The organism is Acetobacter sp., assembly GCF_047721705.1.
Classification (GTDB): Bacteria; Pseudomonadota; Alphaproteobacteria; order Acetobacterales; family Acetobacteraceae; genus Acetobacter.
This window is the reverse complement of the sequence record NZ_JBDNXK010000075.1, coordinates 1-15,838: the sequence shown is the minus strand read 5'-3', so window position 1 is coordinate 15,838 and position 15,838 is coordinate 1. Positions and strand designations below refer to the sequence as shown.

Here is a 15,838-nt window from a genome sequence, read left to right as displayed (position 1 = left end):
ATATAGACCTTCGGTGGCCGGGAGGCGCGTGGGTTGAAGGTCCGCTGGTCCAGCAGGTCACACCCCGACAGCACGAGCGCCACGCCAGCAAGCCCTCCCTGAAGGAGATGGCGCCGGGTGGCGGAATCCTGCGAAAATTTACGGGATCGTCGGGCGACGATCCTCTGGGGAGACTTCTGATCTGGTGCGGAGTGAGACGGCATGGCGCAGACGGTGGCAGGAAGTTGCGGGACGGGCAAGCCATGTCCATAGCGCTGCCCTGCGCCGAGTGAAATGCCTTGAGGCCTGATCCCACTGCAATAAACGTCTGACGGCCTTTATAAATCCGTTTTTCTGGATGATCAGAAGCAGGTAACGCATTGGGGAAGGAACGGACATGCCGGATGACCCGCAGCATCCTGCCCGGATATCGGCAGAGGCGCTGGCTGCGTATGGTTTTGCGCAGGCCGTGCGCGAACATGCCGCGAAGACCGGTCTATCGTCCTTTTCTGAAGATGCGATTCCCGAGCCCTTCTGGCTGGTAGCCACCGTATTATGGCGCTCCGTTCTCCGCTTCGATACGGCCGCGCCACTCTGGCCGGACCGGGACCGGTTTTTCGTCTCATCGACACGCCTGCTCCCCCTACGGAACGCGCTTCTCTCCCTTTCCGGTTCATCGTTTACCAGCGCCAAAGGTGGTCGATCCACAACACCTGACATGGCGCAGGAACTGTTCGGTCTCGCAGGTGGATTGCCCGGTCAGGCCATTGCTGCTGCGGCGGGAATGGCTCTGGCCGAAAAAGTCCTCACGCGCCGCTTTGGCCGATCCCTCGTCGATCATCGCGTGTGGTTGCTGGCCGCGGCAGGGGATCTCGATACCGGCGTGGCGCTGGAAGCGGCGGCTCTGGCTGCACGCCTGCGCCTTGATCGTCTGACTGTCATTGTTCCCGACACCACACGCCGACCCGAGGAAAAAACCGATCTTGCTCTCGCGCTGGACCGGATCGAGGCCTCCGGCTGGTCCATCCGGCGGGTGGATGGCGCTGATCCGCTGGCGCTTGAAGCCACGCTGAATGCGGCACAGCGCCTGCGTCGTCCGGGGCTGATCCTGTGCACGCAGTCAAACAGCGCACCCCCCACTCATCTCGACTCCGGTTTCACAATGCAGAGCTGGCGAGAGGCACCTAAACGCAGACAGGACGCGGCCAGACGGGGCTGGCTGCGTCGGCTGGCGCGACACCCTCTGCGGGCGGAGTTCGAACGCACACTCGAAGGCCGTTCGCCGCAGCGTCTGGAGGACGATTTCATGCGGGATGTCAGTGCCACTGGCTCCTCGCTTTCTCTCGTCGAGGCCGGACTGGCCGGGCGAGACATTCTGGCTGCCCTGTTGCCCGAATTCATTTCCCTTTCAGCCGGACATGGCCATTCGGCCCGTCTGAACGAAGAAAACACCCCCTCCCGCGAACGGGATGACGTTCTTGCCTGCGGCCCCCGTGAGCCTGCCATGGTGGGCCTAATGAACGGTCTCGCTCTGCATGGTGGCATTCTGTCCTGCGGCATTGCCGATCTGTCATCCGCAGACCGGATGCGACCTGCCCTCCGCTTCGCAGCTTTGTCGCGACGGCGCCTTCTGTTCGTGCTGGTGGAAGACGACCCGCACGCTGTCGCGACTCCACCTTGGCGACAGGTGGAGCAACTCGCCAGCCTCCGCGCCATGCCCAACCTTGCGCTGTTCCGTCCGGCGGATGCGGAGGAAGTTGCATCAGCATGGCTATCGGCTTTCGCATGGCGTCATGGCCCTGCCGTTCTGGTGCTGGGCCGGGAATTGTCCGCTGGGTCTGTTGTCGCACCCTCTGCGGCAATACACGGACACAAAGGCCGCAAACCGGAATATGGTGGCTATGTTCTTGCCGAAGCCGCAGGTGGACAGGATCAGCGGGATGTCACGCTGATCGCCTCAGGGCCGGAGGTCCGCATCGCGCTGCTGGCACAGAAACTGCTTCTGGAGCTGGGCACCAAAGCTGCTGTCGTATCATTGCCCTGCTGGGAGCTGTTCGAACGGCAAGACGCGGAGTATCGTCAGGCCGTTCTGGGAACACGTCCCCGGGTTGCCATCGAGGCGGCATCGGGGTTTGGCTGGGAGCGCTGGCTTGGCGACACGGGAATTTTCATCGGAAGTGAAGAATTCAGTATGGCGTCCGGGTTCAACCCGCTGTACCAGAACGCAGACGTTACGCCCGAAGCTGTCTGCAACCGTGTGCATGACCTGCTGGCCATGACACGCAAGCAGCCCGTTCGCGCTCAGACGGCAACCCAGAAACGCGGCGGGGACACGCGACTGCGCCCGTCCCCCATCGTAAAGTCCAACCAACGCCCTTCAACGGGGCGATAAAAAGAAAAAGAATACGGAGACAGAGCAGATGGCAGTCAAAATCGCGATCAACGGGTTCGGTCGCATCGGTCGCCTTGTCCTGCGCGGCATCATCGAGAGCGGTCGCACGGACGTGGTTCCGGTGGTCATCAACGATCTCGGCAGTGTCGAGGCCAATGCCCACCTTCTGGCTTACGACAGTGTGCATGGTCGTTTCCCGGCTGACGTGAAGGTTGACGGCAACAAGCTGATCATCTCCGCGAACGGTCGCACATGGGACCCGATCACCGTGTCCTGCGAGCGTGACCCGTCCAAGGTGCCGCTTCAGGGCGTCGACGTCGCCATGGAGTGCACAGGCCTGTTCACCTCCAAGGAAAAGGCCTCCCCGCTGCTCGCCGCCGGTGCGCGCAAGGTCATCATTTCCGCTCCGGGCGACGCCGTGGATGCGACCATCGTTTATGGCGTGAATCAGGCCATCCTGACCTCTGACATGACGGTCATCTCCAACGCCTCCTGCACGACGAACTGCCTCGCGCCCGTTGCCAAGGTTCTGGACGACGCGTTCGGCATCGTGCGCGGCTATATGGTGACGATCCACTCCTACACGGGTGATCAGCGCACGGTGGACACACTGCACAAGGATCTGCGCCGTGCCCGTGCTGCCGGTCTGAACATGATCCCGACCTCCACGGGTGCCGCCCGCGCTGTCGGTCTGGTTCTGCCGCACCTGAAGGGCAAGCTGGACGGCACTGCCATCCGCGTCCCGACGGCAAACGTCTCGCTGGTGTCCCTCGACTTCGTGCCGAAAAACATTCCGGCATCCGTCGAAGCCGTCAATGAAGCGGTGAAGAAGGCGTCCGAGTCCGGTCCGCTGAAGGGCGTGCTGGCTTACAACACCGCGCCGCTGGTCAGCAGCGACTTCAACCATGCCCTAGCTTCCTCCACCTTCGACGCCACGCAGACCTCGCTTGTCGATGGCGGTCAGCTCGTCCGTATCTGCGCATGGTATGACAACGAATGGGGCTTCTCGAACCGCATGTCCGATACGGCAGCGGTCTTCGGCGCACTCTGAGACTTTTCGGGCGGTCACCCGTTCTGGCGTGACCGCCACCCCAGATCATGGTTCCCGGACGGTAACTGCCCGAACGGGTGTTACCGACACGGGCGACTGGAAAGGATACAGCGATGGCTAACCTCTCCTTCAACACGCTCGACACGCTTGACCCGCGCGGCAAGAAAATCCTCCTTCGTGCGGATCTCAACGTGCCGGTTCGCGATGGCGCGATTTCCGACCTCACCCGCATCGAGCGACTGGCTCCGACCATCAAGGAACTGTCCGACAAGGGCGGCCGTGTGATTGTCGTCAGCCACTTCGACCGCCCCAAGGGCAAGCCTGTCCCCGAACTCTCCCTCGCTCCGATTTCCGAAGCACTGGCGAAAGTGCTGGGCAAGAAGGTGACATTCGTTCCCGACTGTCAGGGCAAGATCGCACAGGATGCGGCTGCCGCCATGCAGGACGGCGACGTTATCGTTCTGGAAAACACCCGTTTCTATCCGGGTGAAGAAAAGAACGATCCGGAAATGGCGAAGAGCCTTGCCGGACTGGCCGATGTTTATGTCAACGACGCTTTCTCCGCCGCGCACCGCGCTCATGCTTCCACGGAAGGCGTGGCGCATCACCTACCCTCCTTCGCCGGTCGCCTGATGGAGATCGAACTGAACGCGCTTGAAACCGCGCTGGAGAACCCGGCCCGTCCGGTCGGTGCGATTGTCGGTGGAGCGAAGGTTTCAACCAAGCTCGATCTTCTCAACAACCTGATCGAGAAGGTGGATATGCTGGCGGTCGGTGGAGCGATGGCCAACACCTTCCTTGCGGCGAAGGGCTATTCGGTCGGCAAGTCCCTGAAAGAAGAGGACATGCTTGACACGGCCCGCGAGATCATGGCCAAGGCGAAAGCACGCAACTGTGATCTGGTTCTGCCCGTCGATGTGGTTGTGGCCGAGGACTTCATGGCGGGCGCTCCCACACAGACGGTGGATGTCACGGCAATCCCTGCTGACTGGATGGCGCTGGATATCGGTCCCAAGACCACGGCGCTTCTGATCGAAAAGCTCTCCAGTCTGAAAACGCTGGTATGGAACGGCCCGCTGGGCGTGTTTGAACTGCCTCCTTTCGATGAAGGCACCAATGCTGTCGCGCAGGCTGCGGCGAAGCTGACCGAAGCCGGCAAGCTGAAAACCGTTGCTGGTGGGGGCGATACCGTTTCGGCGCTCCGTCATGCAGGTGTTCTGCATGAGATGAGCTATGTCTCGACGGCTGGCGGCGCGTTTCTGGAATGGCTGGAAGGCAAGATTCTGCCGGGCGTAGTGATGCTCGGTGAAGCGGGCAAGGAAGTCGCGCCGCTTTAAGAATCTGTTCATAGGCGTCAGGGTAGCCTGACGCCTATGTTCCGCTTTCTGGTTTTTGCATCATGATGTCCACTGAACTCGTTTCCGTCCTGTCCCGAGCGGTCGACCGAAGCACGACATCCCGCACAAGACGGAACTCTGGGTCCCAGACGCCCATAGAGCTGACGGAAGTGGACGGCACTGACGCGTCAGGAGTGTCGCGTCTCTCTCCTGATCTGTCACTGGACGGCCCCATGCCAGTTTTCAGACGGCGTGGCTATTATCTTGATTTTTTCATCTGAACTTTCCCTGCTTGTGATCGGCTGGCGGCTCGGTTAAAGGGAAAGCGTGTGTCCGCGTAGCTCAGCAGGATAGAGCACAGGATTCCTAAATCAATTGGGCGCCATGATGGGAAACTGCATGGTGGATCTGCTCAAAGTCGGGGAACGCTTGGCCTTACTGGCTGTGCCGATCCCGAGCCAAGCCCGGTTCTGCCGGGAAGGTGTAGAGACTGGACGGGCAGCACCTGTTGATCCGCAAGGATCTATGGTGAAGGGACAGTCCAGACCACGAACGCAGTGGAAACATTGCGGCGGCGAAAGTCGAAGTGGTATGAATCCTGGGGCCGTGGGTTCGAATCCCGCCGCGGACACCATCAATCTTTCAGCCTTTAATTGTGTCCTGCACTGTCGCCGCTGGAGAGGCTTTTCCAGAGCGTCTGGGTTTGCCTGTCAGTGGGTTGATGCGTGCTTCCCGCTTCTTCTTCGTCGTATCAGGGAGCACGTAGCAGTCCACGCCTTCGGCACGCCGCGCGGCTGCAAAAGCTTCTGCGTGGGTGAGTTGTGCTGCCTGATAAAGAATTCGGCCACCGAGCATGACTTTATGCTGTTTCATCACATTCTCCTTCATGCAATGTCCACTATAAGACAATCTGCATAAAAAGTGAGAAAACTACCGTCTGCTTCAAGCACACATAATTTTATAACACCACTACATAGCAGAAAGGCCGCAATACTTAATGTATTGCGGCCTTTCCCTTAATCACCCTACTTCATCATACGATTGGCAGGTCCTTTTGCTGTCTTAATCTCTGCCCGTCAGCCAGCGCGGGACATGGGTAATCCGCCAAAGCTTTCCAGAACAATCTGCAACGCCGCATTCACACAGGAGACGTCATATCGTTCCATCAACTGGCGACATGCCGGGCTCAAGATTTCAGAAGCATTGTAGGCGTTCACAACGAGCCTTGCGAAATCATCCGCGCTATCGGCCACCAGACCGGATAGCGTTTCGTCCAGTTCCAGTCCTTCCGCCGCAACAGAAGTCATGACGCATGGCACGCCGCGCACCAAACTTTCCAGCACCTTTCCCTTGATGCCAGCCCCGAACCGAAGCGGTGCAACGCTGAGACGGGCAGCCCCAAACAATGCATCCAGATCCGGAACGTGGCCCACCACAGAGACACCCTCACACACAAGTTCCTTCACAGCTTGCGTCATGTTCGAACCAGCCAGCACAAACCGGATCGCAGGATCAGCCGCCCTGACACGCGGCACGATTTCTTCCACCAGCCAACGTACCGCATCCACATTCGGCGCATGCGAATAATTGCCGAGGAAAACAACGTCTTTCCGTTCCGACAAAGGAGTGGGAGCGACTGATCCCTTCACCCCCCATGGCACAACATGCACAGAAGCTCCCGGCATCTCCCGACGCAGCATTTCAGCTTCCTCCGGAGAATGAACCAGCACTGCATCCGCCTGCCGAATAGCCGCATACTCAGCCTGCTTCATCATCCGTGCTTTTGCCGCCAGTTCAGGTGACTGCAACACGACTGCCTGCCGGGCCATGCGAAGAAAATGAAGGTCCGCCATGCTGAAGATCACATTCGCCTGCCGCTGGAACCGTCGGGTCAACGGGATGTAACGGCTCGCGATCTCTTCCCGGTGAAGGTAAACGATCGCGAACTGATCTCCATGTTTGCGCAGAACATCTTCCACGCTGGCATAGAACGGCGCTGCCAGCACGGTGATGTCAGGCGCATCCGTCAGACATTCCTTACGGCTCATTTCGTCTGCCGCCACGAAGGAAACGTCGTAGCCCAGAGCGACAAGCCCCTGCATGTGCGACAACAGGGCACATGATCCTGCATCGCGATGCGCATCCGGACGCAGCCCATCAATCACCAGCGCACGGGGGCGTGTGACTTCTTCGGAAATCTCATGACCAAGCCTGCGTCTGGCATGAAGAGCCTGCTTCGTGGACGTTCCCCCAGCCCGTTCCGCACGTTGGCGGGTCAGACGATCGACCTGTCCCAGCAGGAAAGACAGGACACGCTCCTCGTCTTCCGCCTCGGATGCTGAAACAAGCAGGCGGCTGACGGCTTTTTCCGCTTCCTCATCAAGAACTGTGACGGCTTCGATCACTACGGGTGCACCCAGTAGAACGCCATCGTTCTCCCGCCGCACTTCGATCACGTGGCGCGTGAAAGGTGACAGACCTTCGGGCAGCAGCACATCAAAGCCACACCGCAGGCCGCGCCCGGTCACCGCCACATCCGGGCGATGACCATTGGCCACCGTCACGGCAATCAACTGACCATTATCAAGGATCTGCAACGCAACCGGCTGCTCCGGAGCCTCCGGCGTCCAGGCCCAGCCACCAATCCGCTCACGCGTCACGATATCGACATAGCCTTCCAGAACACTGTCGGTCGCTGGAGCTACATGCTTGAGAAGCGAAGGCGCGGACATGGTCTGATCCAGCACCCATGGGCTATTGCCAAGACGAGCGTGATCGCTGGCCCGTCTTGCCTCAATGACATGCCGTTCAAAGGGAGACAGACCACCCGGAATGACAAAGGTGAAACCAACCTGCGCACCGAGATCTGAACGCATCGCATCAGGCGTGACGGTTCCCAGAACGACACCACGATCAAGGATCTGGAGTTGGACAGGTTTGGCACTGCCTTCCGTCTGCGCCCAGCCTGTTATTTCAGTGCGGCTCACCGCATCCAGATACCCGCGCAGAGCACCTTCAGAGAAAAGCGGCTGTGCTACACCGGCAATCGTTGCCAGACGTGTACGGATGGCTTCCAGTTCAGCGCCCTGTTCCACACGCGGCGCACAATAAACTGCCGGAGCGGAAGCGGCCTCTGGATACAACGCGGCATATTCAGCCGCGTTGTGGAACATGCCGCGTGAGTTGTCATCGACAAAGGTTTCAGACGGTGCGCCATTGGCAAAGATGATGTCGTGGCTATCCAGTTCAATATGGAAATACGCCACCTCGTCCATCCGCTCTGCCTGAAGAACGGACACACCATTGACCAGCGTGACAGCCGGAACCAGCAGACCGTCCAGCATCATCGCATGCAGCGGAGATACCGACAGGTCACTATGTGGGAGATTGTTTCCGAGAGATCCTTTCCGGAAAATCACTGGCAGAACATCGCGATTTCCATGCGCGAACTGGCCGGAATACGCACGCCGTCCGATCCAGCGGATGGAACATGCGCCATTTTCCGCCGTCATCACGCGGTCACCGATGGAAAGCTGCTCCACCGGCACCTCACCACGGTCCGTGCGGATGAGTGTGCCACGGCCATAACAGGGCGTGCCATCCTGAGCGATGGTCAGCAGCGTAGCACCTGCCGCGTCTGCGGAGAGAGCGAACTGCGACACATCGTAGGCGCCATCGAGATCGATGGAAACGGTGCTATCAGCGCCCGCTACCGTCAGCTGAGAACCATCGGTGAGCGAAACGCTTACATCCGAACCGAACACCAGATCGGACAGGTCGATCATGCCACCCGAGAGCAACCGCACATCATCCGCCGACGCGCCATTTGCCAGCGTCAGCAGGCCGCCGGATGCCAGCGTCACATCCTGAACGTAACCGCCGGAAGAAACCGTGACGCTTCCGGAGATTGTCTCGCTGACCGCACCGCCCATCGATCCGACGGTCTGGCTGCCTCCAGCTTCCACAACCACACCGGATGTCGCTCCCCCGACGATCTGCAAGCCACCCGACTGGATATCGACATTGGTTGCATAGCCAGCATCACCGGCGCCGCCACCGCCACCAGCCGTCAGACCGGCATTCGCCGCAGCAACCGTCGCGCTCATGGAACCGGCGGCGATATACTGCTTTCCGCCTTCCCCGATCACCGTGCTGTCAGCCGTGCCATAGACGTACTGGCTACCACCCTCGATGACTGTGCCAGTTGCGGTCCCGTAAACCGACTGCGTGCCATCCGACAGAACATGGGCGCTGACCGCCACACCGCCTTCGACCACGTTCTGGAAACCATCTTCCCCGATGACGGCGAACGCATCCATGGCGCTCGATCCGATAGTCTCCATGCCGCCGTCCAGCAGGGCCGTAGCGCTTGCACCTGCGCCATTATCCAGTGTCAGGGTGCCCGACACCACCGTGCCTGCCACGATCCCGCCGCTGGCCACTTCCAGTGTTGTGTCCGAACCCACCGTTGCGGACACCAGGCCGCCGCCGGAGAGGACCAGAGCGGAGGAACCTTCACCTTCCAACACCGCCCCGCTGAGCGGTGCGTTCGTGGCGGAAACCGGCAGACCTGCGCTGTTGAAGAATACTTCTCCCGAGGAGACAACCGCGCCACCCGAATCAACCGTTCCGGAAACGCTCGCGCCATTCAGGACAATCAGCGTGCCGCCACTCTCGACCGTTTCCTCAGATGCGGAACCACCCGCGCTGACGATCTCGATACCACCCGATGAAATGATATCGCCAATCGCCACACCGCCGGATGCGACTGTGACCACACCGCCTGTTTTTTCATGTGCAGCGCTGAGAATGCCGGAAACCGCAACCTGACCGCCCGCGATCACCACGGTTCCGTCAGCTTCACCGCCCGTCTCGACGATCTGCTGACCACCCAGCCCGACGACCGTAGCGCTGGCGATGCCTTCGACTGTCTGTGACCCGTTCAGCAGCAATGTGAGTTCTGTCACACCACCGGACGCCACGTCCTCCAACCCCAGCACGACGTCAGAAACCGCCGCTGCGCCAGAGGCCACAGTGAAGATGCTATCGGTCTTCACGAGCGTGCCCTTGGCCTCGCCTCCGGACTGGAGCGTCGCCGAAGTATGCGCACTGTCGAGCACCACGCCCGAAGCAAGTCCCGACACAGCGGAAACAATCGTGGTGCCGGACCAGATGACCATACCGGACGTTACAACCGTGCCACCGTCATTGACGATGTCTTCCGCACTGCCGCCATCCAGAACAACCAGCGTCGCACCCGAGGCCACTGTCTCGCCCGAGGCAACGGCACCGGAACTCACGATTTCCATAGCACCTGATGCAAGCGTGTTGCCCACGGCGACACCGGACGTCAGCACGTCAAGGATGCCTCCATCCTCCACGACACTGCCGGTCATCACGCCATAAACCTGCGCTGATCCACCGGACTGAATGTCGGTGCCACTGGCTGCGCCGTAGACTATCTGGGTGCCGTCAGCGCCGACGACCGCGTCCAGCGCAGCGCCGCCCGAGGAGACGATCTGTGAACCGTCCGCCACAATCTGCGTGGCCGAAGCAGCGCCGCCATCCCGCACGACTTCAACTGCATCATAACCACTGACCAGGGTTGCCGCCGCTACCGCGCCAGACAGAACTTCCTCGTCCCCCGCGACAACGTTTGCCAGAGCGACCGCACCGGATGAAACAAACAGCGTCGCGCCCGCGCCGATTGTGGAGCTTGTGAGAGCCCCCCCGGCCATTACCTCGGCAGTCTCACTATAGTCCTCAAGATCAAGACCGGATGCGATGTTGGCGACTGCGGAAACCACCCGATCATCAGACAGGATCATCACGCCAGCGCTGACAATCTGACCGCCATCGGCAAACGTAATATCGCTGACAGATGCGCCATCCTGCAGGATCAGCGTGCCTCCGTCTTCGACCGTCTCTCCAGAAACGGTTGCGCCCGAAGCGACGATTTCAAACCCACCAGAAGCAACCGTATCACCCTGCCCGCTGCCACCAGCGAGGATTTCCGTAATTCCTCCCGCGGACGTGACAACACCGGCCGCTGTTCCGGACACTTTTTCTGTGCCGCCAGATTGAACCACACTGCCGGAAACAGCCGCGCCGGTCTCGATGATTTCCGTGCCGCCGCTGCCAATGACGGTGTCCGAAGCGGACCCGAATACATCCTGCGTAGCATAGTAGCCTTCAACAACCGTGCCGCTGGCTGTGCCGCCAGCAGAAACCGTCACTAAGCTCCCATCCTGCGTGCTGCTGGCAACACCACCGGACTGGATGGAAAGATTGCCGCCGGAAACAAGGGTCGCACCGTCGAGTTCACCGCCGGTCATGACCACGGCGCTTTCCGCAACCGTGTCCAGTGTCACGCCAGACATCGTGCCCGCTGCCGCCGATGTCACAATGACGCCAGAGGTCAGGAACACACCCGCGGACACCACATTGCCGCCAGCCGAAACGGTGCCGCTGACTTCGGCTCCTTCCAGAACCAGCAATGTTCCACCCGAAGAGAGAATTTCGCCGGTGACGGATGCGCCGGACGACACGACTTCGATACCGCCCGTTTCGATCACATCGCCTGAAGCATGGGCTCCGGCAGAGAGAATGTTGATACCGCCGCTCTCAACAACACCGCTGACTGTTGTGCCGTTGATCTTCTGAATACCACCAGATTCAACGTGAACGCCCGATGTGACGGCACCGGTGACAACATTGAGCACCGCACCATCCGAGACGGACACGTTCAGGATCGTGCCGCCGCTGCTCATGTTGGCCGAGGCGGAACCGGAGAACGATCCGCCATCAAGAACGCCACCGGCGGAGATAATGACGTAACCGCCACTATCGACATCGTAATTCGAACCGTAACCGGAAATGCGTCCGGACCCACCGTGAATGGCCACGTTGAACGCGGAAGCGCCCGCGCTGACCCCGAGATAGCCGTTATCTTCGAGCACGATATTGGAGAGGACACCACCGGTATGCTCCCAGATATTGCCCCCGTCCAGCACGGTCAGATCTTCACCCAGTCCGCCATCCCAGATACGCAGGGCCGCGGAACTGCCGATCGCAACGCCACTGACCTCGCCACCGGATGATACGTGGCTGTAGCCCGTCATTTCCGAACCACCAGTCCACAGACCACCGGACATAATGGTTAGAGTGCCACCCTGAATATTCGTGACCACACCACCCGACAGGACGGTCGCACTCGCATTGTCGTCGAGCGTGATGTCCTGTGCGTCGCCGCTGGCATAAACAGTCAGTTCACCACCGCTGCCGATGTAGGCACGGGACAGAACGCTCGCCGCGGCATCAATCACGCCGCCGTTGGATGTAGCGACAACCGTGGCCGAAATGATTTTGGCGCCTTCCTCCAGTGTCATGTCGGAGGTTGATGCGCCAGACATGACCACCAGCGTTGCGCCAGATTCCAGTGTCTCGTTATGGGCGGAACCACCGGACCAGATCATCTCGACAGCACCGGCAGAGAGGGTATTTCCTTCCGCCACACCGCCCGCGCTGACATTCAGGGACGCGCCCGATTCCACGACAAGCCCGCTGACCTGACCGATAACGCTTTCCACGCCACCCGTCTGGACTGTCCCGTCAACGGAAACACCATCCTGCTCGACAAACTCAACGCCACCAGACTGCACGACCGTCGCGGACGTCACCCCATGCACATCCAGTTCCGCACCCGAAGACACGACTGTGCCATTGGCTTCGGCGCCTGCTTCGAGCGTGATAACGCCTGCATCCTGTGCGGAGGTCAGAACCATGCCGGAAAACACATCAAGCGACGTATTGCTTGCCACGGACAGGCTGTCGCTCGCGCCATCATCCAGTGAGACAGCACTGACAAAAGCGCCAGCCGATTCAAGGATGGCGCCTGCCCAGATGATCTCGCCACCTGCAGAAACCAGCCCGCTCGCTTCCGCGCCAGCCACGAGAACCAGTTCGCCACCCGATGAGACGATCTCGCCCGATACACTGGCGCCTGCGCTGACAATTTCCAGCCCACCGGATTCAATGGTGTCTCCGCTGCCCTGTGCACCGCTGGTCAGAACATCGATTCCACCGGATGCCAGCACCGCACCGAATGTGCTGCCAGCTACCTGCTGCGTGCCACCCGCGCTGACCGTGACGTTGCTGGTCGCTGCCCCTGCCGACACGTACAGCGTCGCACCATCGAGCACCGTTGCTTCGCGGATGATAGCGCCATTGCTCATCATGGCATAAGCGCCGCTATCAAAAACCGCGTTCGACAGCACACCGCCAGAAGAAATCCACAGATAGGCACTGTTGGTGAGGCTGTAATCCTCGCCGTAACCGGAAATACGGCCCGATCCGCCGTTGATCGTGACATTTGAAGCAGTGCCGCCAGCACTGATTCCGACGTAACCACCGCTTGTGATCACATCCACGCCACTGACGTATCCTCCGGAAGAAACCCAGAGATAGGAACCGCTTTTCACAGTGGTATCGAGAGCCTCGCCACCCGACGAGACGCGAACGATGCCGGATGTACCCTGAATGACCGTATCGGAAGCAATGGCTCCCTTGTAAACGTAAATGGTGGTGCCTGCTGTGGTTGTCGCCGATATGGAAACGCCGCCTGAACTCAGGACAAGCGCGCCTACGCTTTCGCTGGTTGTGCCGCCAGCATAAACTGTCAGTTTGCCCCCATCGGTTGCCTGAGCGCTCTCAATGGAACCACCGGAGTAAATCTTTACGGTACCGCCGGAAGAGATGACAACGCCCTCAGCGTCCCCAGATGCAGAAACGAGAAGTGTTCCTCCCGCCTTGACGATACCACCTTCAAGGACCCCACCCGCTTCAACCGTCAGGGTATCCCCTGAAGCTACGGAGACTGCACTCTCAGATGACGAAAGTATTGAAGACGTCATGAACTTTACCACTCCGCGCAACCAGTCTCGCCCAGAGCAACAGCATCATCGTTTTGTAGACGCAGGTTTCCTGAGTTAAGAGGATCTTTCAGCCTCCTCCCTTGAAACCGCTGACCACAACACACTCAGAACACTGTATTTTCCAGACGACAACCCTCGCCTGCACCGACACATGTCGGCCCAGAACGCCCACCTAATAGAAACTTTTTGTTAACTACTTTTGAGCGCACCGGATCAGCAAGTGACGTTTCAATGACGGATTTGTTGCGGTCGAAAGGCGAGGTTCACGCGCCATATAGAAGGAGAAAAGAAAATATTGGAAACTTCTCTCCACCTCACATTTTTCTCTTTTAATGCTCACATCTGGTCAATCTACCGAGACATGTCATCTCTTCATGAAGAAGACAGAGGCTCAACAATAAAAACGTCTACACCTTCGGATTTTATTGCAAGGAGCGTTTGAGAGACTGTCTGGAGATCGGCATTCTCTGCCACCTCAACAAAGACACATCCCGGTGCGGTCCGGGAGCCATAACAGGCATTTGCATTATCATATGCAGCCGTCCCGTAGGCTCCGCAATCATTGGACCGCCAGGGTTCACGCACACGCACAATGCCCGTTGCATCGGAAATTTCCGCGTCAAATGCAGGGCGCGTATTTCTCTTCGTAAAAAAGTTCTTCTTGATGCGTGCTATATAAGAAGCATCATCTTCACCCACTAAACGAGGCAGTGTATCGCCAAAGTAATCAGAAGAAATAATATCAATAAAATTCCCAGTACTGGTATCAATACGTGTCTGCTGCTGTGTATAGGTCAGCAGCATATACATCATAGCCCACGGCCACGCCAAACCTGCCAGAATGGCATCGAGAACGGGCGTGTTGTTATCTGCCTCTGAAGGAAACCAGAATTGTGGAAGAGCCGATCGAATACGACTTGAAATATCACTTAAATCACCGGTAGCCATGTCAATCCTGATCAGCCGTATGTAACAGACACGTCAATACTGCCGACACGAACAACAGTACCGACACTTCCACCCACATCCAGAGAGGACTGGTTGACAGTAACTACCCCCATGGAAGTTACATCACCTTCGACAGATTCCAAGGCAACACTGGATATTTTCGTATAACTGCAAAGTGCACCCACAGCGAGACCATTCACATAATCCGATACGCTATTCTTGATATCAGCCTCGATAGGCGTCACATCCACACCTTCTTTGACAACGACAGGAACAACTACACTTACATAAATAACAGATGCCCGCATGACAGAGAATTCAACACCGCAGGCACGGCTATTTTCAATAGAATCCTTAACCTTACCCAGAAGATCCGCCGAAATATCACCGGAACCATCATCAATGGCAACATAGAAAAACCCGGAACGGTAGGAATTATCAACATCCCTGTTTTCTACGATCTGATAGACAATACTGGATGAGACACTGGAAATGGCATATTCGATCGATGTCAGGGTTGCCGAGGAAAGCGAAGAAAACCATAGATTGACACGCGACTTGACGGAAGCATCGCTTTCTTCATCATACCCGTTACTGACAGAAGAAATATTTGTACATGTATCAATTCCGGAAATCTGTGTGCCTAAAATATTCAGAACACCTGACATAACATTTCCAACAGAACCCGCTACGGTGCACACTACCGGACACGTGATAGAGGCCACGCCCTTTTGTCTCACATACCCTTGAGATGACTCAGACCAGTTGGCATTGGAGGAATCCTTAACGACTGAAAACAGAATACTTCCATCAGATGACTTCACAATAGCTCCCACAGGAACGATTGCAGAAGATGAATCCGGGGAAAGACTTATGAATGTTTCTGTTGTAGTCGCAGCAGATGCACCCAACCTTGTCATGCCAAACTGCTCGATCCAGCTATCCACATCATCTCCAAAAGAGGTCGAGAGCCGGGTAACAGAAAGAACCTGAAGTATAAGGTACTGAATCCACAATGCGACCGTCGCATTCGCTTCAAATAGAGCGCGCGTTACTGATCCAGCAGCGAAACTCACTAACGAAGAGCAAGAACTTTGCGCAACAGCACATGAATTTGAAACAAGCGTCGAAAAATTTTGTAGAGAAAGATTCATATTATAATTCCACAAGAACGGACTGATTCGTATCGGAATCAGAA

At 58.1% G+C, this 15,838-nt stretch carries 9 protein-coding genes; 5 read left to right on the top strand and 4 right to left on the bottom strand.

The window, feature by feature from the left end:
* The 5 genes from ABF824_RS12300 to ABF824_RS12280 all read left to right on the top strand — a co-directional run.
* On the top strand, positions 1 to 272 hold a 272-nt coding region (locus ABF824_RS12300; RefSeq protein ID WP_415489320.1), incomplete at its 5' end, for a hypothetical protein.
* Between the two features lie 104 nt (positions 273 to 376).
* Positions 377 to 2,371 carry a transketolase-like TK C-terminal-containing protein gene (locus ABF824_RS12295; protein ID WP_415489319.1) on the top strand — a complete coding sequence of 665 codons (1,995 nt, stop codon included), beginning with the start codon at positions 377 to 379 and terminating at the stop codon, positions 2,369 to 2,371.
* Between the two features lie 28 nt (positions 2,372 to 2,399).
* Positions 2,400 to 3,422: a type I glyceraldehyde-3-phosphate dehydrogenase gene (gene gap / locus ABF824_RS12290; protein WP_415489318.1), complete on the top strand. Its 1,023-nt coding sequence runs from the start codon at positions 2,400 to 2,402 to the stop codon at positions 3,420 to 3,422.
* Between the two features lie 113 nt (positions 3,423 to 3,535).
* On the top strand, positions 3,536 to 4,759 hold the full coding sequence (locus ABF824_RS12285; protein WP_415489317.1) for a phosphoglycerate kinase: 1,224 nt from the start codon (positions 3,536 to 3,538) through the stop codon (positions 4,757 to 4,759).
* 62 nt (positions 4,760 to 4,821) lie between these two features.
* Entirely contained in the window at positions 4,822 to 5,040 is a 219-nt protein-coding gene (locus ABF824_RS12280; RefSeq protein WP_415489316.1) for a hypothetical protein, read from the top strand.
* Between the two features lie 361 nt (positions 5,041 to 5,401).
* Here the strand turns inward: ABF824_RS12280 and ABF824_RS12275 are convergent, their stop codons facing one another.
* The 4 genes from ABF824_RS12275 to ABF824_RS12260 form a co-directional block, all read right to left on the bottom strand.
* On the bottom strand, positions 5,402 to 5,632 hold the full coding sequence (locus tag ABF824_RS12275) for a hypothetical protein (protein WP_415489315.1): 231 nt from the start codon (positions 5,630 to 5,632) through the stop codon (positions 5,402 to 5,404).
* Positions 5,633 to 5,835: 203 nt separating this feature from the next.
* Complete coding sequence (locus ABF824_RS12270; protein WP_415489314.1) at positions 5,836 to 13,671, bottom strand: Hint domain-containing protein; 7,836 nt, start codon at positions 13,669 to 13,671, stop codon at positions 5,836 to 5,838.
* 393 nt (positions 13,672 to 14,064) lie between these two features.
* Complete coding sequence (locus tag ABF824_RS12265) at positions 14,065 to 14,640, bottom strand: hypothetical protein (protein WP_415489313.1); 576 nt, start codon at positions 14,638 to 14,640, stop codon at positions 14,065 to 14,067.
* A gap of 11 nt (positions 14,641 to 14,651) precedes the next feature.
* A partial coding sequence (locus ABF824_RS12260) for a baseplate J/gp47 family protein (RefSeq protein ID WP_415489312.1) occupies positions 14,652 to 15,838 on the bottom strand: 1,187 nt, incomplete at its 5' end.

What these genes read in the sequence shown, in the direction of transcription:
- ABF824_RS12295 (WP_415489319.1), top strand. Translation starts at nt 377, where the DNA reads ATGCCGGATGACCCGCAGCATCCTGCCCGGATATCGGCAGAGGCGCTG.
- ABF824_RS12270 (WP_415489314.1), bottom strand. Translation starts at nt 13,671, where the DNA reads ATGACGTCTTCAATACTTTCGTCATCTGAGAGTGCAGTCTCCGTAGCT.
- ABF824_RS12275 (WP_415489315.1), bottom strand. Translation starts at nt 5,632, where the DNA reads ATGAAACAGCATAAAGTCATGCTCGGTGGCCGAATTCTTTATCAGGCA.
- ABF824_RS12280 (WP_415489316.1), top strand. Translation starts at nt 4,822, where the DNA reads ATGATGTCCACTGAACTCGTTTCCGTCCTGTCCCGAGCGGTCGACCGA.
- ABF824_RS12265 (WP_415489313.1), bottom strand. Translation starts at nt 14,640, where the DNA reads ATGGCTACCGGTGATTTAAGTGATATTTCAAGTCGTATTCGATCGGCT.
- ABF824_RS12285 (WP_415489317.1), top strand. Translation starts at nt 3,536, where the DNA reads ATGGCTAACCTCTCCTTCAACACGCTCGACACGCTTGACCCGCGCGGC.
- gap (WP_415489318.1), top strand. Translation starts at nt 2,400, where the DNA reads ATGGCAGTCAAAATCGCGATCAACGGGTTCGGTCGCATCGGTCGCCTT.